Below are 20229 nucleotides of genomic sequence, written 5' to 3'. Positions count from 1 at the left end.
CCGCCTTCGCGAGCAAGCCCGCTCCCACAGGGGCTCAGTGTTCACAAGCCTGGTGTGGGAGCGGGCTTGCTCGCGAAGAGGCCCTCACCGCCACCGCCGCCCTACAGCCCCTCCAGCTCGGCCATCAAGTCGTTCAGCCGATCCACCTTCTCCCCGGTGATTTCACTGGCCGCCAGCCCCTCGATGTAACGGGCCAGCGCTTGCACCGTGCTGCATTCGAACATCGCCCGCAGCGGCACCTCGCGTTGCAGGGCCTTTTGCACCCGTGAAGCGATTTGCGTCGCCAGCAGCGAATGCCCGCCCAACTCGAAGAAGTTGTCGCGTACCCCCACCCTCTCGACCTTCAGCACCTCGGCCCAGATGTCCGCCAGGGTCTGCTCCAGTTCATTGCCGGCCGCCTGGTAGTCCTGGCTTTGCAACTGGCCGATCTCCAGGGCCGGCAAGGCCTTGCGGTCGAGCTTGCCGTTGGCGTTGAGCGGCAGGCGCTCGAGCCACAGCCAGTGCAGCGGCACCATGTACTCCGGCAGTTCGGCCCGCAGCCGCTGCTGGATGCGCTCCAGGCGCTCGCTGGGGCTCAGCGCCGAATCGGCGGCCACCAGGTAACCCACCAAATGCTTGCCATGGACGCCTTCCTGCACACCCACCGCCGCGTCGCGCAGCTCGGGTTGTTCGTGCAGACGCGCCTCGATTTCCCCCAGTTCGATGCGATAGCCGCGCACCTTCACCTGATGGTCGATGCGCCCGACGTACTCCAACACCCCGTCAGGGCGCCGCCGGGCCAGGTCGCCGGTGCGGTACAGCCGCTCTCCCGGCGCCCCGAACGGATTCGGCACGAACACCGGCGCGGTGCGCAAAGGATCGCTGACATACCCGCGCCCCACCCCGGTGCCAGCCACGCACAACTCGCCGACGGCGCCCAACGGCACCAGGTCCAGCGCGCCGTCGAGCAGGTACAAGCGGTTGTTGTCGGTGGGCGTGCCGATCGGCAGGTAGGTGCCACGGGTCGAGGCCAGGTCCACGCGGAAGAACGCCACGTCATCGGAGCACTCCGCCGGACCGTAGGCGTTCACCAACCCGATGGCCGGGTAGCGCAACAGCCATTGGTGGGCCAGCTCCGGTGGCATCGCCTCGCCGGTGGGCAGCATCCAGCGCAGGCCATCCAGGCCGATGCGCTCCTGGGCGAGCATGCCCTGGATCAACGACGGCACGCTTTCCAGCACTGTGATGCCCTGGTGCTGCACGTGTTGCAGCAAGCCTTGCGGGTCATGGGCGATGGCATTGGGCACGATGTCCACCCGGGCGCCGAACAGCGGCCCGGCGAGGAACTGCCACACCGAAATGTCGAAGCTCTGGGAGGCTGTCTGGGCGATCACGTCGGCTTCGCTCAACGCCAGGTACGGCACCTTGCTGAGCTGATTGTTGAGCATGCCCCGTTGTTCCACCATCACGCCCTTGGGCAATCCGGTGGAGCCGGAGGTGTAGATGACGTAAGCCAGGTGCTCCGGCCCGCTGTAGATACCAGGGTTTTGCACCGACGCAGCGCTGGCCTGCACCTCTTCCCACACCAATAGCTTCGGCCGCCCGGAACAGGCGAACGCGTCCAGCAGGGCCAACGCCTGGGCGCGGCAGGCCTGGCTGCACACCAGCAACGGCGTGCGGCTCAGCTCGATGATTCGCCCCAGGCGCTGGCTCGGCAGGCCCGGGTCCAGGGGCAGGTAGCCGGCACCGGCCTTGAAGCTGCCGATGATCATGCCCAACAGGTCCGCGTCCCGCTCGGCCAGCAACGCCACCGGCTGGTCGGGACCGACGCCGGCGGCCACCAGCGCATGGCCGAGGCGATTGCTGCGGGCGTTCAGTTGCGCATAGGTGTGCGTCACGTCCAGGCAACTGACGGCGATGCGCTGGGGATGGGTCGCCACCTGGGCTTCGAACAGTTCGACGTAGCTGTGTTCCAGCGGGTAGGCCCGCTCGCTCCGGTTGCAGCCATGCACCAGCAAGTCCCGTTCCTGGGCGCCAATCAACGGCAGCTCGGCCATCTCCCCGTGGAACCCGTCCACCAAGGCCAGCAACAGGCGCTTGAACTCCGCCAACAAGCCCTGGACGGTGGATTCGTTGAAGTAGCGCTGGTCGTAGGAAAGGTGCAGACCCAGGTCATCCCCCGGATAGCAAACCGCGGTCAGCGGGAAGTTGGTGTGGGTGCGGCCCGAGTCCGAGGTGGCATTGAGACTCTGGGCGCGGTCCAGTACCGAGACCTCCACCGGTGCGTTCTCGAACACGAACAGGCTGTCGAACAGCGGCTGACCCTTGGGCAACTCGCTGACCTCCTGGATGCTCACCAACGGCAGGTATTCGTACTCACGCAACTGCATGTTGCTGTCCAGCAGGCCGCCGAGCCACTGGCGCACACTGCACGGCTGATGGTCCTCGGGCATCTGCACCCGCAAGGCGACGCTGTTGATGAACAGGCCCACGGTGCGCTGCATCTGCGGCAGTTCCACCGGACGCCCGGCCACGGTGACGCCGAACAGCACGTCGCGGTCGCCGCTCACACGCCGTAGCACCAGGGCCCACGCGCCCTGGGCAAAGGTATTGACCGTCAGTTGATGGGCCTGGGCCAGTTCCCGCAGGCGCGCACCGTCCCGGGCATCGAGGCGGGTGTAGCAGTCGCCGACGATCATGCCGCCGCTGTCACCGGCGTGTTCGCGCAGGAACGGCCGGTCGGCGGGGATCGGTGTGGTCCGCTCGAAGCCTTGCAGGTTGCGCTGCCACCACTGCCGGGCCTCGGCCAGGCTCTGGTGCTGCAACCAACCGATGTAGTCGCGGTAGCGCGGCGGCACGGCCAACCGGGATTCGCGGCCCTCACCGAGGGCCGTGTAGAGCTCGAAGAAATCGTCCATCAGCAGCGAACGGCACCAGGCATCGATGAGGATGTGGTGGTTGCTCATCATGAACCAGTAGCGCGCCGCGCCGACCCGGATCAGGCGCAAGTGGAACGGCGCCTGGTTCAACAGATCGAAACCGGCCTCGCGCTCGTCCTTGAGCAAGGTTTGCAGCCTGGCTTCTTGCTGGTCTGGCGACACCTCGCTCCAATCGAGGTAATCCACCGGCGTGCGACCGGGCTTGTGGATGATTTGCAGCATGTCTTCGCCCACGTTCCAGCAGAACGAGGCGCGCAGGGCTTCGTGCCGGGCGATGACCGCTTGCCAGGCCTGGGCAAAACGCTGCGGGTCGAGTTCGCTGTTGATGCGGTAACGGTCCTGCATGTAGTACAGGCCGGTGCCTGGTTCCAGCAAGGTGTGCAGCAACATGCCTTCCTGCATCGGCGTCAGCGGGTAGACATCCTCGATCTGCGCGGCGGGAACCGGCAGGCTGTCGAGCTGGCCCTGGGTCAGTTTCGCCAGGGGGAAATCCGAGGGCGTCAGGCCGCCCGCTTCATCCGAGAGGCAATGGGCGATCAGTTGCCGCAGCTCATCGAGGTAGGCCTCGGCCAGGTGGGCGATCGCGTGTTCGTCGTGGCGTTCGCGGCTGTAGGTCCAGCGCACCACCAACTCGCCACCGCTGACCTGGCTGTCGACGCTCAGTTCGTTGGGCAGCGGCGCGTCGGCGTCGTGGATCGCCCCCAGGGGTGCGTCCAGCGCTCGGAACAGTGCGTCGTGGCCCAGGGTCTGGTCGAGCTGGCCCAGGTAGTTGAAGGTGATCGACGCTCGCGGCAAGACGGCCATGGCCTCGCGCGAGGCCTCGTCGGCCAGGTAGCGCAGCACGCCATGGCCGAGACCTTTGTGGGGCACGGCGCGCAGCTGTTCCTTGATGGCCTTGATCGAGGCCCCCAGATCGTTGACCTCGGGGCGCAGGCGCAGCGGGTAGACGTTGGTGAACCAGCCCACGGTGCGGGTCAGGTCGAGGTCATCGAACAGCGCCTCGCGGCCGTGCCCTTCGAGCTGGACCAGCACCGACTCATGGCCGCTCCAGCGGCACAGCACCCGGCTCAACGCCGTGAGCAACAGGTCATTGACCTGGGTGCGGTAGGCACTCGGCGCCTGTTGCAGCAGTTGCCGGGTCAGCTCGCGGTCCAGGTGCACGCTGACGGTTTGCGCGTGACGCTCCAGGCGACCGCCGTCAGGGTGCGCGCACGGCAGCGCCTGCGCCGGGCCACTCAAGCGTTCTCGCCAGCCGTCCAATTCTTCGCGCAGGGATTCGCTGCCGGCGTAAGCCTGCAGGCGCGCCGCCCAGTCACGAAACGGGCTGGTCTTGGCCGGCAACTGCGGCGCCTGGCCGGCGGCCAGCTGGCGGTAGGCGGTTTGCAGATCGTCCATCAGCACCCGCCACGACACACCGTCAACCACTAGGTGATGGATGACGATCAACAGCCGTTGCCGGCCTTCGGGCAACTGCGCCAACAGCGTGCGTAGCAACGGCCCGGTGGGCAGCTCCAGACTGCGCTGCGTTTCGGCGAACAAGCTCTCGCAGGCTTCCAGGGACGTGACCTGGACAGACTCCAGCCACCGCGCCTCGGCCAGCGGCTGGTGTGCGGCGCGCCAGTGTCCGGTGGTGGCGTCGAAGCCCAGGCGCAAGGCATCGTGCTGTTCCACTACGCTGCGCAGCGCCTGCTCCAGGCACTGCGGGTCGAGGGCGCTGGTCGGTTCCAGCAACAGCGCCTGGTTCCAGTGATGACGGTTCGGCATCGGCGTTTCGAAGAACCAATGCTGGATCGGCGTCAGCGCCGACTCACCGCTCACCAGGCCCTGCTCGGCGCGCACCTGCTCGACATGACTGGCCACGGCCGCCAGGGTCTGCACGGTCTGGTGCTGGAACAAGTCCCGGGGCGTGAAATGAATGCCCTGCTGCCGGGCGCGACTGACGACCTGGATGGACAGGATCGAATCGCCGCCCAGTTCGAAGAAGTTGTCGTTGAGGCCGACCTGCGCGACGTTCAGCACCTCGCCCCAGATCGTCGCCAGGGTCTGCTCCAGGGCACTGGCCGGCGCCACATAGTGCTGGCGGTTGAGCTCCGGGTCCGGCGCCGGCAAGGCGCGGCGGTCGAGCTTGCCGTTGGCGGTCAGTGGCATGTTCGCCAGCAGGATCAAGTGCGTGGGCACCATGTAGTCCGGCAGTTGTGCCTTGAGCTGGCTGCGCAAGGCTTCGCGCAATGCCGCCTGTTGCCCGGCGTCCTGTTCGGCGATATCGCTCACCAGATAGGCCGCCAGTTGCTTGCCTCCTGGCAGGTCAAGGGCGAGCACCACCGCTTCGCGAATCGCCGGGTGTTCCAGCAGGCGGGTTTCGATTTCCCCCAGTTCGATGCGGAACCCCCGGACCTTCACCTGGTGGTCGATCCGCCCGAGGTATTCCACCTGGCCATCGGCGCACTGGCGCACCAGGTCGCCGGTGCGGTACAGGCGCCCGCCAGCAGTGGCGAACGGGTCGGCGACGAAGCGCTCGGCGGTCAAGCCCGGACGCTGGTGATACCCCTGGGCCAATCCCGCACCGCCCACATACAACTCGCCCGTGACGCCCTGGGGCACCAGTGCCAGGTGCGCGTCGAGGATGTAGGCCACCCGCGCGCCGACCACGCTGCCGATCGGCACGCTCGCAACGCCCTCCTCCAATCGCTCCGGCGCCAGGCTCGCCAACGGCATCACCACGGTTTCGGTCGGGCCGTAGGCGTTGAAGAACAGGCTCGGGCTGAATGCCGCCCGGATCCGTTGCAGGTGCTCCCCCGTCAGCGCTTCGCCACCGGTGATGCACATGCGCACCGGCAGGGTTTGCCCGTGGCTCGCCAGCCATTGCGCCAACTGGCTGCCATAGCTGGGGGTGAAGCCGAGGACGTTGACCCGATGCGCGCGAATCAACCCGCAGATGCCCTCGGCGTCCCACTGCCCCTGGGCCCGCAAGACCACCTGGGCACCGCTGAGCAGCGGCACCAGCAGGCGCTCGGTGGCGGCGTCGAAGTTGATCGAATAGAAATGCAGCTCGCAATCGTCCGGGCGCATGCCGAAGCGTTGGATCACGGCCTGGCAGTGCATGGCGATTTCCCCGTGGGACACCACCACGCCCTTGGGCTGGCCGGTGGAACCGGAGGTGTAGATCAGGTAGGCCGGGTGCTGCGGCAAGGTGTTCGACGGCGGCGCCTGGTCCGGGTATTGCGCCAGCGCCGGGCTGTCGTCTTCCAGGCACCAGCACGCCACGCCGTCGGGCAACGGACCGAGGGCCTGGAACAGGGCCCGGTCACTGAGCAGCAAGCCGACGCCGCTGTCCGCGATCATGTAGTGCAAGCGGTCCAGCGGATACTCCGGATCCAGCGGCACGTAGGCGCCGCCCGCCTTGAGGATCGCCAACAGGCCGATGACCATCTCCAGCGAACGCTCCAGCGCCAGGCCCACCCGCACCTGCGGCCCGACGCCGCGCTCGCGCAGCACCCAGGCCAGGCGATTGACGCGGCGGTCCAGCTCGCCGTAGCTCAGGGTCTGCTCGGCGAAGGTCAGGGCCGGCGCTTCGGGCCGGGCCTGGACCTGTTTGTCGAACAACCCGTGGAGGCACTGGTCCAGACGATGCTCACCGGGTTCGACCCCGAGGCTGTCGAGCAACTGTTGCTGTTCCTCGGCGGCCAGCAGCGGCAGTTCACCCAGGCACCGGGCCGGGTCGGCCAGCAGCGCCTCCAGCAGATTGCGCCAGTGCCCGGCCATGCGGGCGATGCGCGGCTCGTCGAACAGGTCGGTGCTGTAGGTCAGGCAGCAACCCAGGCGATGATCGAGGTCGGTGACCTCCAGGTTGAGGTCGAACTTGGTGGCCCGGGCGTCGTTGGCCAGGTATTCGACGCTCATCCCGGCCAACGTGCGGCGCTGCTGGAATTCCCAGCGCTGCACGTTGCACATCACCTGGAACAGCGGGTTGTAGGCGGCGCTGCGTGGCGGTTGCAGGGCTTCGACCAAGTGATCGAACGGCAAGTCCTGGTGAGACTGGCCTTCGATCACCGTGTGCCGCACCTGTTCGAACAACTCGCTCACGGTCATCTGCCCGTCGAGTTGGCAGCGCAGCACCTGGGTGTTGAGGAATGCGCCGATCAGCCCTTCGCTTTCTGGGCGAATGCGGTTGGCCACCGGCGCGCCGATGCGCAAGTCGGTCTGGCCGCTGTAGCGATAGAGCAGCACCGCGAGGGCGGCGGTCATGGTCATGAACAGGGTCAGGCCGTGTTCGGCATTGAAGGCACGCACCCGCGCCGCCAGGTCATCGCTGAGGTCGAAACGAAACAGCTCGCCGCGATGGCTTTGCACTGGCGGGCGCGGACGATCGCCGGGCAACTCCAGCAGCGGGTGTTCGTCGCCCAGTTGCGCGGTCCAGTAGTCCAGTTGGCGTTGCCGCTCGCCGGACTCCAGCCACTGGCGCTGCCAGACGCTGTAGTCCAGGTACTGCACCGGCAAGGGCTCCAGGGGCGACTCGCGGTCATCGACAAACGCTTCGTACAAGGCGCTCAATTCGCGGGCGAAAATGTCCATCGCCCAGCCTTCGGTGACGATGTGGTGCAGGGTCAGCACCAGGTAATGTTCACGCTCGCCGGTCTTGACCAGGCAGGCGCGCAGCAATGGCCCGGTTTCCAGGTCGAAGGGCCGGTGGGCCTCGCTGTCCGCCAACTGCTGCACGCGTTGCTCACGGACGTCGGCGGCCAGGGTCGAGAAGTCCTTCCAGTCCATGCGCAGGCCTGTCTCGGCGTGCACCTGTTGCCGGGCAACCCCGTCGATGCTCGGGAAGGTGGTGCGCAAGGTTTCGTGGCGCAGGATCAACGCCTGCAACGCCGCCTCGAAGCGCCCGACGTCGAGCACCCCGCGCAGGCGCGCCATGCCGCCGACGTTGTAGGCCGGGCTGTCCGGCTCCATCTGCCAGAGGAACCACATGCGTTGCTGGGAATAGGACAGCGGCACCGGTTGGCCGCGGTCGACCTGCTCGATGGGGGGCTGGCGGTTGGTCTGGCCGCTGGCCTGGATCAAGCGCACCTGTTCGGCGAAGGCGCCCAACTCGCTGGCCTCGAACAAGGCCCGCAACGGCAGCTCGACGTCGCAGGCCTGGCGGGTGCGGGAGATGATCTGGGTCGCCAGCAGCGAATGGCCGCCCAAGGCAAAGAAATCATCCCGCAGGCCAATCCGTGCAAGCCCCAGGACGTCGCGCCAGATTCCGGCGATCTGCTGTTCGAGGGCGCTGGTCGGCTCGACGTGTTCGCGCACCTGCCAGTGCGGCTCGGGCAAGGCGCGCCGGTCGAGCTTGCCGCTCGGGCCCAGGGGCATGGCGTCCAGGCGCAGCAGTTGGGCCGGTACCATGTAGTCCGGCAACTCGGCGGCCAGCGCGGCCTTGAGCCGGGCGTGGATGGCATCCTGGTCTTCGGTGACATCGGGGGCGGTGTAGTAGCCGATCAGTTGCGGGCCCGCCGACGTATCCCGCACCAACACCGCAGCCTGGGCGACACCGGCCTGGGCCAACAGCCGCGCTTCGACTTCCTGGGGCTCGACGCGAAAGCCTCGTAGCTTGACCTGTTGGTCGAGGCGCCCCAGGTACTCGATCACGCCCTCGGCGTTCCAGCGCGCCCGGTCGCCGGTGCGGTATAGCCGCGTGCCCGCCTCGCCCAGCGGGTCGGCGACAAAGCGCTCGGCGCTCAGGCCGGGACGGGCAAGGTAACCACGGGCCAATCCCAGGCCACCGATGCACAATTCGCCCGGCACACCGGCCGGCACGGGATTGAGTTCGTCATCGAGAATGCGGCACAGCACGTTGCCCAGCGGCCGACCGATCGGCGAGTGCTCGCCATCGGCCTCGGTGCAGTGCCAGTGGGTGACGTTGATGGCTGTTTCGGTCGGGCCGTAGCGATTGTGCAATTGCGCAGCCGGCAGGTGCGCCAGCACCCGGTTGCGCAGCTCGGCCGACAAGGCTTCGCCACCGCAAAAGACGCGACGCAGGCTGGTGCAACGGGCGCTCAGCGGTTCGTCGATGAACAGGCTGAGCAGCGGCGGCACGAAGTGCAGCGTGGTCACGCCAAACCGTTGCACCAGTTGGGCGATGCGGTGCGGGTCGCGGTGTTCCCCCGGGCCGGCAAGCACCAGTTGGCTGCCGGTGAGCAGCGGCCAGAAGCATTCCCACACCGACACGTCGAAGCTGATCGGCGCTTTTTGCATCAGCACGTCGGTTTCATCCAGCCCATAGGTGGCCTGCATCCATTGCAGGCGCTCCGCCAGGGCCGCGTGAGTGTTGCCCACGCCCTTGGGCTGGCCGGTGGAGCCGGAGGTGTAGATCACGTAGGCCAGGTGATCGCCATGCAGGTACAGGCCCGGTGGGTTGCTCGGCCATTGCTCCAGGTGCAGGGCGTCCAGGGCGATGACGCTGACGCCCGCGCAGGCGGGCAAACGATCGAGCAAGGCGCTCTGGGTCAGCAGCAGTTCGACACCACTGTCCTCAAGCATGTAGGCCAGGCGCTCGGCCGGGTAATCGGCATCCAGCGGCACATAGGCACCGCCGGCCTTGATGATCGCCAGCACGCCGACGAGCAACTGCGGCGAACGCTCGGCGGCAATCGCCACGCAGACATCCGGGCCAACGCCTTTGTCGCGCAGGTAGTGCGCCAGTCGATTGGCCTGGGTGTGCAACTCGGCGTAGTCCAGGCGACCGCCGTCCCACAGCAACGCTGTGTGCCGCGGCGTGCGCCGGGCCTGTTCGTTCAACAGCTCCGGCAACCACTGGCTGGCCGGCGCGCACGGCGCCGCGCTCCACTGCCGTTGCTGGGCGTATTCATCGGCGCCGAGCAACGGCAGTTCGCCGATGGCTTGTTGCGCATCGGCACAGACCGCGCGCAACAGGTTGCCGTAATGCTCGGCCAGGCGAGCGATGGTCGAGGCCTCGAACAGTTCGTCGGCGTAGTCGAACGACAGGGTCAGCCGGCCGTGGCGATCCTCTTCGCTGTGCAATTGCAGGTCGAACTTGGCTTCGCGACTGTGCCACGGCAACTCATCGGCCAGCAGCCCCGGCAGGCGACGCAAGGCGCCCAGGTCGCGTTGCTGATGGTTGAACATCACCTGGAACAGACCCTGCTCCCGAGCCTGGGGAAACGCTTCCAGCAATTGCTCGAACGGCAGGTCCTGGTGGGCCTGGGCGCCCAGGGTGGCCTCCCGCGCCTGGCCCAGCAACGCGGCGAACGGCTGCCGCGAATCCACCTGTCCGCGCAGCACCTGGGTGTTGATGAAGAAGCCGATCAGACCCTGGGTTTCCAGGCGTGGCCGGTTGGCATTGGGCACGCCGATGCGGATGTCGGCCTGGCCGGTGTAACGCTGCAGCAGGACCTGGAAAACCGCCAGCAACAACATGAATGGCGTCGCGTCGTGGGCCAGGGCCGTTTGCCGCACTGCGTCGCTCAGGGCCTTTTCCAGGCGCAAGCCATGCCGCGCGGCACTGCGCCGAGAGTGGGCGCGGCGGGGATGATCCGTGCTCAGCGCAAGAGTCGGGTGCTCATCGCCCAGTTGCTGCCGCCAGTAGGTCAATTGGCGTTCGGCCTCGCCCTCGGCGAGCCACTGGCGCTGCCAGTTGCCGTAGTCGGCGTACTGCAACGGCAGCGGCGCCAACGCGGCAACCTGCCCCTGGCAGGCCGCCGCGTACAGCCGCGAGAACTCATCGACCAGGATGTTCATCGACCAGCCGTCGGCGATGATGTGGTGCAGCGTCACCAGCAGGTGGTGGTCCTCGTCGTCCAGACGCACCAGGCGGACCCGCAGCAACGGGCCCTTTTCCAAGTCGAACGGGGTGCTGGCTTCTTCCTCCCGGATCTGGCGTGCGCGGGCGTCGCGCGCGTCCCTCGGCAGGTCGCGCAGGTCGAATACCGGCACGTTGAACTCCACCGCCGGATCAATCTGTTGCAGGGCGACGCCGTCACGTTCCAGGAACCGCGTGCGCAAGGATTCGTGGCGCTCGATCAGGTGCTGGAAGCTGCCACGCACGGCGTCTTCATCCAGCTCACCGCGCAGGTGCAAGGCGCCGGGAATGTTGTAGGCGCTGCTCGCGGGATCAAGCTGCCAGGTGATCCACAAACGGTTCTGCGCCAGGGACTGCGGCAGCGCGTGGTGGCGCGCCAAGGTGCCGATGGGGTCCTGGGCCCGACCATTGGCCGAGGGCAGGCTGGCCACCGCGGCGGTGAAGGCGGCCAGGGTCGGGGCCTCGAACAGCAACCGCAGGTTCAGCGCCATTCCCAGGGCTTCACCCAACCGTGCAATCACCTGGGTCGCGGCGATGGAGTTGCCGCCCAGCAGGAAGAAATGATCGTCAGCCTGGACCTGTTCGACCTGCAACTGCTCGCACCAGAGCTGGCCGATCAGCGTTTGCAGGGACGTTGACGGCCCGGCCTCGGCGACCGCCTCCGTGGCCTGCGACGGAAACCGCGCATAGCTGTCGAGGCTGCCGTCCGCCAACCGGGCACGGCAGGCCGAGCGCTGCAACTTGCCGCTGGACGTCTTGGGCAAGGCGCCGGGGTTGAGCAGCGCCACCACGCTCGGGGCTTGCTGGCAGGCCTCGGCCACGGCTTGGCGAATGGCCTTGATCAAGGTGTCGGGCGCCAGGAGTTTCTGCACGCTGCGGCTGATTTCCACGGCAATGCCAATGCCTTCCTCACCGTGGTCATCGACCGCGAACGCTGCCACCCGGCCCTTGCGCACCGCCTCGACCTCGCGCTCGACGGCTTGCTCGATGTCCTGGGGATACAGGTTGTGCCCGCGCACGATGAGCAAGTCCTTCAGGCGGCCGGTGATGAACAGCTCGCCGCCGCGCAGGAAGCCCAGGTCGCCGGTGCGCAGCCAGGTGCGACCGGCGTGCTGGACGAACGTCTGGGCGCTGGCTTCGCGATTGCGCCAGTAGCCGTGGGCGATGCTGGGCCCGGCGGCCCAGACTTCGCCGACCTGGTTGTCTTCGCGCACCTGTAACGTGGTGGGTTCGACGATCAGCACGGCATGGCCCGGCTGGCTGACACCGCAACTCATCACCGCACTGCCCTGCCCCGGCTCGACACGGTTGAGCGCCAGTGCCGCGTCGTCCACCCGTAGCGAAGGAATGCCTTGGCGACGCGGCGTGCCGGCCACGAACAGGGTGGCTTCCGCCAAACCATAGGAGGCCATGAAACTGGCCTCGGTGAAGCCGCACGGGGCGAACTTTTCAGCGAAGCGTTGCAGTGTATCGAGGCGAATCGGCTCGGACCCCGAATAGGCCACGCGCCAACCGCTCAGGTCGAGACGCTCCAGGGCCGCCTCACTGACCCGCTCGCTGCACAGCCGGTAGGCGAAGTCCGGGCCACCGCTGATGGTGCCACCGTACTCGCTGATCGCTTCGAGCCAGCGCAGGGGCCGGGCCAGGAAGTAGCCAGGCGACATCAGTACGCACGGCACACCGCTGAAAACCGGCTGCAACAGCCCACCAATCAGGCCCATGTCGTGGTACAGCGGCAGCCAGCTGACGATGACGTCATCGGGGTTCAGGTCGATGCCGAAACCCTGGCGGATCAACAGCTCGTTGGCCACCAGGTTGCCGTGGCTGACCTGCACGCCCTTGGGCAAGGCGGTGGAGCCGGAGGTGTATTGCAGGAAAGCGATGTCATCGTCCTGCAACGTGGGTGGCAGCCATTGCTCGGCGAGCCTGGGCTGCAACGTATCGACGCACAGCACCGGCGGCGCCGATTCGAGGGCTTGCAAGGGCTCGCGCAAATCGCTGCTGGTGAGCAACAGGCGCGGCTCGGCGTCGGCGATGATCGACAGCAGGCGCTCCTGGTGATGACGGCGCGCGGACTCCGGTGGATAGGCCGGCACCGCGATCACGCCGGCGTACAGGCACCCAAAGAACGCCGCGACGTAATCCGGGCCGCTGGGGAACAACAGCACCGCACGTTCGCCGAACGCCGCTTCGGCCTGCAGTGCGGCGGCGATGGTTCGGGCACGCACATCCAGGTCGCGGTAACTCAACACCACACCCTGCTCCGGGGTATCGGCAAGGAAGCGCAGGGCCACCCGGTCCGGCGTCAACGCGGCGCGGCGCTGGAGGGCATGGGCCAGGGTGCTGGGGAGTTCGAACGCGTCGGTCATGAGGTTTCCTGCCTGAAATTCGGCTTGCAAGTGGTATCGGGTGTTCTTCCATCCAACCAAGGGAACGGATGCCACGGGCAAAGAATTAGTCGGCGATCGCGTGCGCCAACCCTGTCAGGGGTGTGATCCGACTGCGGCAATGGGTCGCGCTTCAGGCGCTGGACTTACACGCTGCAATAATTCTTTTTCTCAATTGACAATCATTATCATTAAGCCTAATTTGGCGCTCGATGCGTAGGACAGGTCGGACAGATCAGTCGTCCTGCTAACTTTTTGCAGCAAGGTGAATTCCATGACGGAACAAGTATCCACAAGCAGGTGTGAGTCACCGTTACTTCAGGCGTTCGTCGATAATCGCTTGATCCTGGTCAAGATTGCCGCGCGTATCACCGGGTGCCGGTCCCGCGCGGAAGATGTGGTGCAGGACGCGTTCTTCCGACTGCAATCGGCACCGCAGATCACCTCGTCGTTCAAGGCACAGCTCAGCTACCTGTTCCAGATCGTGCGCAACCTGGCGATCGACCACTACCGCAAGCAGGCGTTGGAGCAGAAATACGCGGGGCCGGAAGAGGAAGGCTTGAACGTGGTGATCCAGGGTGCGTCGCCGGAAACCTCCCACATCAACTTCTCCACGCTGGAGCACATCGCCGATGCGCTCACCGAATTGCCCAGCCGAACCCGCTATGCCTTCGAGATGTACCGCCTGCACGGCGTGCCACAGAAAGACATTGCCAAGGAACTGGGCGTCTCGCCGACCCTGGTGAACTTCATGATCCGCGACGCCCTGGTGCATTGCCGCAAGGTGTCCGGGGTACGCGGGGACACCTTCGCCCGGCGATAAGCGCCGGGCCATCGGATAGCTCCTTCGCGGGCGGACTCGCTTGCACAGGTGTCCGCCGCACGCCCTGCCCTACATCAGTGAGCAACGGTCAAAAAACCGCTCCCGCCCCAGGATCATCAGCGCGGCGCGCTTGTGGGGGAAGTCGAATTCCTTTTCACAGTGGAAACACTGGTTGTGCAGGTGCCCGATCATCCGCGCGTTGTCAGCCCGGGGTTCGGCCACCACGCGCTGGGTGCGCGGGTCGTCGAGGAACAGGTAATGCACCAGCGCCGACAACCAGCTCGCCACCTTGTGCGGCCCGCGGTGCTGTTCCTCGCCCACCAGCATGTGGATGCCGCGATCGTAGTGCCCGGCCTCATAGAACGGCGCAATACGGTCTTCCTTGGCCCAGTAGGCTTCGAAATAGGCGAACGGCTGGTCATCGAAACAGCCGATCAGGGTCAGCACACGGGGATCGTCCGCCAGCGTGTCCAGGTACTCGCGATGCTGCGCCAGGGTGCCCTCCTCCTGCCAGAAGCTCGCCACCCGCGGGCTGTTCTGCCAGCGGTTGAAACGCTCCAGGTCCTGCTCGATCTCCAGGGTACGCAGTGATACCCAGGCGCCCAGCCGCGCGTCGAAGCGCCGGTACACCTCGCCACGCGGCTTGACCGGCCGGCGCGGATGACGCCGGCCATCGGTGATGATCATCTGCTGCGGGTAACTGCCATTGAACGACTCCCCCAGCCAGGGTTGCGGCAACTGCCAGAACATCGTGCGCTCGCAGACGTATTCGCCGGGACGCCCGGCGCTGGTCAACAGGCCACTGAGCAAGGCTTCGCCGGGGCGCTCCTGAAGGTGCCAGACCAGGCGTCGACAGTCCGGGTCACGGGCAAACAACCAGTAGCAGGCCGCCCAGAGCGCCGGGCCCACGGGACGGTCGTGGACCTCCTGCAAGTGGACATGCAACTCGGGCCCGCGCTCCAGGCGCAGCCGGATCAGCGGCGCGCCTTCAAGCATCAGGCTCAGGTGGCGTTCGGTTTCATCGGCGCCGAGACGGCGCCCGCCGGGCAGGGGCAACGCCATGGGCTGGTTGAGATTGGACATGGAAAGGGGCTCGCGTAGTCGTCGGTAGTCAACGAGGGACGTGAGCCGCGCCGGGAAATTTAGGGCCCGCTCAGTGGGCGTGCGTGGGCACCAGCTCGATCTGGTACGGCTTGAAGATCTTCAACAGCTGGCCGTTGTCCCGCAGCGTCTGCAACAGTTGCGCAAACGCCTCGCTGGTAATGGGTGCCTGGGGCCGGATCAGGGCGTAATGGTGGTAGACCTGATCGATACGCTCGGACACCAGCAATTGCGGGCCGACCTCAGGATTGCGCAGCACATAATCGTTGAGGTACGAGCGAGTCACCAAGGCGATGTCGGCGCGCCCGCGCAAGACCATCAGCAGGTTGCTGTCGTGGGAGTACGTCAGGGTGGCGTTGTACTGGCCGGCGAGGAACTTGGGGTCGGCGTTGAATTCGGCAAAGGCGTAGTGGTAACCGCTGAACAGCGCCAGGCGCTTGCCCCTCAGGTCGGCGAAATAATTCTGCTGGCGGTCCGGCTGGCGCTGGGCGACGAACACCTCGGCGTCCTCCAGCCCCATGTCGACAGCCGTATGCGGCACATCCTGCCAGCCCCAGTCGGGGTTCTCGAAAATCGCCATGTCGACCCGGCCCTGCTTGAAGTCGTTGAAGCGGCGAGGTATGGAGGTCGGGACCAGGACGAACTGGTAGGTTGCCTGCGATTGATTCAAGGCCTCCACCATCTGCGGCAGCAGGCCCGTGTCGGCACCGTTCTCGGGACGAACGGTGTAGGGTGGAAAATGCGCGGCACCGATTCGGACCAATTGCGCCGCCGAGGCCGGCAACGCCAGGAAAGCGGCCAGGGCAGCCAGCAGCACACGGGAAGTCATCCCCATCGGCGAAAACGTCAAGATCCCCACTCCCCAAAAGTACCCGTCAATACAATCAAGCTAGGCGGTTTCAGCCGCTTAGCCAGCCCTATGGCGATTTAAAGCACCGTTTGATTATTGTTTTTCTTCAAGCACCAGGATCAGGGCTTGCTCGGCCAGCTCATCGAGACTCAAGTTGCCTTCGGCGCGAAACCAGGTGGTGGTCCAGGACAATGCGCCGGTGAGGAAACGTCGGGTAATGAACACGTCTCCGCGAATATACCCGGCCGCCTTGGCCTGGCCCAGAACCTCGAGCCACAAGTCTTCATAAATGTCGCGCAGGGCCAGCACCTGCCGTTGCCCGTCCTGGGACAGCGAGCGCCATTCGTAGACCAACACGGCCATCGCCTCGCCGGTGCCGCCCATGATCGACTGCAATTCACAGCGGATCAGCGCCAGTACCCGTTCGCGCACGCCACTCGCCTCGGCCAGCGCGGCCCGCATCAACGCCGTGTTGTAGCGCACGGTTTCCTCCATCACCGCCCGCAGGATCTCGTCCTTGCTCTTGAAATGGTGAAAGATGCTGCCCGACTGGATGCCCACGGCGCTCGCCAGGTCGCGCACGGTGGTGCGTTCGAAGCCCTTGTTGCGAAACAGATGGGCAGCGCTCTGGAGCAGTTTGCCACGCGCGCTCTGCGGGTCGGTCAGCTGCCCGTTGTCGACCAGCTCGTGCATCACATCCAGGGCTTTTTGCTCGTCCACCCATTCTCTCCTACAGTCGATCAACCTATGCGCGGCCGCGTCCCAATCAACAGAGCTGCGCGGGCAATTTAAGCCGACCCAGGCCACCAAGCAAGCGCTCGGGTGGAAAACCCGCAGCCGTTTACAGACCAAGCGCTTGCTTGGTAGTCTCGGACCACGCTTGCCGGAGGGAATCTCATGCCAGGAACGATCCGCATCGGTTGCGCCAGCGCCTTCTGGGGCGATACCTGCAGCGCCGCCGCACAACTGGTCGAAGGAGGCGCGCTGGACTACCTGGTGTTCGACTACCTGGCGGAAGTCACGATGTCGATCCTGGCCGGGGCGCGCCTGAAGGATCCCCAGGCCGGCTATGCCACGGACTTCATCGAGGTGCTCACGCCACTGCTCCCGCGCTTGCACGCCGAGCGGATCCGCGTGATCAGCAACGCCGGCGGAGTCAATCCCCAGGCCTGCGCCGAGGCGCTGCAAGCGGCGTGTGACCAGGCGGGCGTGCCGTTGAAGATCGCCGTGCTGCTGGGCGATGACTTGCAAGGGCAATGGGATCGGCTCGCCGGCCAGGGCCTGCGCGAGATGTTCAGCGGCGAGCCCCTGCCGCCCGCGTGCGTGTCCAGCAACGCCTACCTCGGCTCGCCGGGCATCGTCGAAGCCTTGCGCCTGGGCGCGGACATCGTGATCACCGGGCGGGTGGTGGACAGCGCCGTGGTCAGTGCCCCTCTCGTGCATGAATTCGGCTGGGCCTGGGACGACTACGACAAACTGGCCCAGGCCGCGCTGGCGGGCCACCTCATCGAGTGCGGGGCACAATGCACCGGCGGGAACTTCACCGACTGGCGGGAGGTGCCGGACTACGAGCACATCGGCTTTCCCATCGTCGACGTCAGCGCCGATGGCCAGTTCATCGTCACCAAGGCCCCCGGCACCGGCGGGCTGATCACGCCACTGATAGTCGGCGAGCAATTGCTGTACGAGATCGGCGACCCGCAAGGCTACCTGCTGCCCGACGTGATCTGCGATTTCAGCCAGGTCCGGCTGATCCAGCAAGGCAAGCATGCGGTACGCGTCCATGGCGCCCGGGGCCTGCCGCCCAGCGACCAGTACAAGGTCTGCGCCACCGGGCTGGACGGCTACCGCTGCACCGCCACCTGCCTGATCGCCGGTATCGATGCGGTGGCAAAGGCTGAACGGGTCGGCCAGGCAATTATCGCCAGGACCTCGCAGATGTTCAGCCAGCGCGGCTGGGCGCCCTACCGCGAGGTGAACGTCGAGTTGTTGGGCAGCGAAGCCACTTACGGTCAGCACCGCCGGCGCCAGGACACCCGTGAAGTGGTGCTCAAACTGGCGGTTCGGCACCCGGACAGGCAAGCGCTGGTGCTGTTTTCCCGGGAAATCGCCCAGGCCGCCACCGGCATGGCACCCGGGCTGACCGGCATGGTGGGTGGCAGGCCGACCGTGTCGCCGTTGATCCGCCTGTTTTCGTTCCTGATCGACAAAGCCCACTGCACGCTCGCGATTGAATGCCAGGGGCAACGCCACCCGTGCCCCCTGCCCCCTCTCGACACCTTGCAAACCGGCGACCTGCCGCTCGCCGCAGACGTGCCCAAACCCCAGGGTCGGGCCGATGCCAGCGTGCCGCTGGTCAAGCTGGCGGTGGCGCGCTCCGGCGACAAGGGCAACCACGTCAATATCGGCGTGATCGCGCGTGCGCCCGAATACCTGCCGTGGATCGCCGAAGCCCTGACGCCGGAAGTGGTGGTCGACTGGATGAGTCACGTCCTTGACCCGTTGCTGGGCCGCGTCGAACGCTGGTACCTGCCGGGCACCCATAGCCTGAACTTCCTGCTGGAAAACGCCCTGGGCGGCGGTGGCGCCGCCAGCCTGCGCGGCGACCCCCAGGGCAAGGCGCTGGCCCAGCAGTTGCTCGATATCCAGATACCGGTGCCGCAAAGCATCGCCGATCAACTCGACTAGCGCGTTCGCATCGAAAAGGAGAACGGTCCATGCCGGTCATCGAAACGCTGCTTGACCCTCACAGCACCGACTTCGCCCGCCACCACGCGGCCATGCTGGCGGGCGTCGAGCAACTGCGCGCGATTGAACAGGCCGTGCTGGAAAAAGCCGCCCAGGCCCAGGACACCTTCGACCAGCGCGGCCAGTTGTTGCCGCGCCAGCGCCTGAACCTGCTGCTGGACCCCGGCGCGCCGTTCCTCGAACTGGCGAGCCTGGCCGGCTACAAGCGCCATGATGACAAGGATGGCAGCCAGGCCGGCGGTGGCCTGATCGCCGGGATCGGCCATGTGTCCGGCGTGCGGGTGCTGGTGGTGGTCAACAACAGCGCGATCAAGGGCGGGACCATTTCCCCCAGCGGCTTGCAGAAAACCCTGCGCCTGCAACAGATCGCCATGGAAAACAAACTGCCGGTGGTCACCCTGGCCGAAAGCGGCGGCGCCAACCTCAACTATGCCGCGCAGATCTTCGTCGAAGGGGCGCGCTGCTTTGCCAATCAGGCACGGATGTCGGCCATGGGCCTGCCGCAGATCACCGTGGTCCATGGTTCGGCCACCGCCGGCGGGGCCTATCAGCCGGGGCTGTCGGACTACGTGGTGGTGGTGCGCGACAAGGCGCGGTTGTTCCTGGCCGGGCCGCCGCTGCTCAAGGCCGCCACGGGCGAAGTCGCCAGCGAAGAGGAACTCGGCGGTGCGCAGATGCATGCGCAAGTGGCAGGCACCGCCGAATACCTGGCGCAGGACGATGCCGACGGCATACGCCTGGCCCGGGAGATCCTCAGCTTGCTGCCCTGGAACGCGCAACTGGCGCCCTCGCCCGAACGGACCTGGGCCGAGCCGTTGTACCCCGCCGACGATCTGCTGGGGCTGGTGCCCGACGACCCGAAGAAGCCCTACGACGTGGCGGAAATCATCGCCCGCATCGCCGACGGCTCGGCGTTCCTGGCGTTCAAGCAAGCATTCGACCCGCAAACCGTTTGCGGCCATCTGCACATCCGCGGCCATGCCTGCGGCGTGATCGGCAACAACGGCCCGATCACCGCCAAGGGCGCCAGCAAGGCCGCGCAGTTCATCCAGTTGTGCGACCAGAGCCGCACGCCGCTGCTGTTCCTGCACAACACCACCGGCTTCATGGTCGGCACCGAATCGGAACGACAAGGTGTGATCAAGCATGGCGCCAAGATGATCCAGGCCGTGGCCAATGCCCGGGTGGCCAAGCTGACGGTCGTGGTGGGCGGTTCCTACGGCGCCGGCAACTACGCCATGTGCGGTCGCGGGCTGGACCCGCGCTTCATCTTCGCCTGGCCCAACAGCCGCACGGCCGTGATGGGCGGCGCCCAGGCCGGCAAGGTGCTGCGCATCGTCACCGAGGCCACGCAGATCAGGCAGGGCGTGAGCCCCAACCCGAAGATGCTGGACCTGCTCGAACAGACCACCGCGCAAAAACTCGACAGCCAGTCCAGCGCCCTCTACGGCAGCGCCCACCTTTGGGACGACGGGCTCATCGATCCGCGTGACACCCGCACACTGCTGGGCTACCTGCTGGACATCTGCCACGAAGCCGAGCGGCGGTCGCTGCAAGCCAACAGCTTTGGCGTGGCCCGTTTCTGACCCGGTGATGGATTT

Annotated in this window: 7 protein-coding genes; 3 read left to right on the top strand and 4 right to left on the bottom strand. The window is 66.4% G+C overall.

The genetic code is table 11. The annotated features are described in order from the left end of the window. Positions 1 to 101 precede the first annotated feature (101 nt). Entirely contained in the window at positions 102 to 13088 is a 12987-nt protein-coding gene (locus tag V3H56_RS08670; protein WP_338474462.1) for a non-ribosomal peptide synthetase, read from the bottom strand. A gap of 292 nt (positions 13089 to 13380) precedes the next feature. On the opposite strand from V3H56_RS08670, the gene V3H56_RS08665 reads away from it, so the two are divergent. Further along, the gene (locus tag V3H56_RS08665) at positions 13381 to 13929 is read left to right on the top strand and encodes an RNA polymerase factor sigma-70 (protein ID WP_042730202.1); all 549 of its coding nucleotides are present in this window, start codon (positions 13381 to 13383) and stop codon (positions 13927 to 13929) included. Between the two features lie 69 nt (positions 13930 to 13998). On the opposite strand, the gene V3H56_RS08660 is transcribed toward V3H56_RS08665, so the two are convergent. The 3 genes from V3H56_RS08660 to V3H56_RS08650 form a co-directional block, all read right to left on the bottom strand. Next, a complete protein-coding gene (locus V3H56_RS08660) occupies positions 13999 to 15012 on the bottom strand; it encodes a GNAT family N-acetyltransferase (RefSeq protein ID WP_042730201.1) in 1014 nt (337 codons plus the stop codon). A 70-nt stretch (positions 15013 to 15082) separates the two neighbouring features. Further along, a complete protein-coding gene (locus V3H56_RS08655; protein WP_047739505.1) occupies positions 15083 to 15859 on the bottom strand; it encodes a transporter substrate-binding domain-containing protein in 777 nt (258 codons plus the stop codon). A gap of 114 nt (positions 15860 to 15973) precedes the next feature. Continuing rightward, positions 15974 to 16600, bottom strand: coding sequence for a TetR/AcrR family transcriptional regulator (locus V3H56_RS08650; RefSeq protein WP_042730200.1), 627 nt, complete (start codon positions 16598 to 16600; stop codon positions 15974 to 15976). Between the two features lie 177 nt (positions 16601 to 16777). Between V3H56_RS08650 and V3H56_RS08645 the strand changes: the two genes are divergently transcribed. After that, positions 16778 to 18568 (top strand): acyclic terpene utilization AtuA family protein, encoded by a 1791-nt coding sequence (locus V3H56_RS08645; protein ID WP_338474461.1) that lies wholly within the window; start codon positions 16778 to 16780, stop codon positions 18566 to 18568. A gap of 29 nt (positions 18569 to 18597) precedes the next feature. Then, positions 18598 to 20214: an acyl-CoA carboxylase subunit beta gene (locus tag V3H56_RS08640; protein WP_338474460.1), complete on the top strand. Its 1617-nt coding sequence runs from the start codon at positions 18598 to 18600 to the stop codon at positions 20212 to 20214. Positions 20215 to 20229: the final 15 nt, after the last annotated feature.

Origin of the sequence: Pseudomonas sp. MS646 (genome assembly GCF_036693845.1) — a bacterium.
GTDB classification, from domain to species: Bacteria; Pseudomonadota; Gammaproteobacteria; order Pseudomonadales; family Pseudomonadaceae; genus Aquipseudomonas; species Aquipseudomonas chlororaphis_E.
Note: the sequence above shows the minus strand (reverse complement) of the source record. Positions and strands in the feature narration are given on the sequence as shown.

Bases quoted from the DNA above. Each gene is read 5' to 3' on its own strand.
- V3H56_RS08645 (WP_338474461.1), top strand. From the start codon at position 16,778: ATGCCAGGAACGATCCGCATCGGTTGCGCCAGCGCCTTCTGGGGCGAT.
- V3H56_RS08665 (WP_042730202.1), top strand. From the start codon at position 13,381: ATGACGGAACAAGTATCCACAAGCAGGTGTGAGTCACCGTTACTTCAG.
- V3H56_RS08655 (WP_047739505.1), bottom strand. From the start codon at position 15,859: ATGACTTCCCGTGTGCTGCTGGCTGCCCTGGCCGCTTTCCTGGCGTTG.
- V3H56_RS08660 (WP_042730201.1), bottom strand. From the start codon at position 15,012: ATGTCCAATCTCAACCAGCCCATGGCGTTGCCCCTGCCCGGCGGGCGC.
- V3H56_RS08670 (WP_338474462.1), bottom strand. From the start codon at position 13,088: ATGACCGACGCGTTCGAACTCCCCAGCACCCTGGCCCATGCCCTCCAG.
- V3H56_RS08640 (WP_338474460.1), top strand. From the start codon at position 18,598: ATGCCGGTCATCGAAACGCTGCTTGACCCTCACAGCACCGACTTCGCC.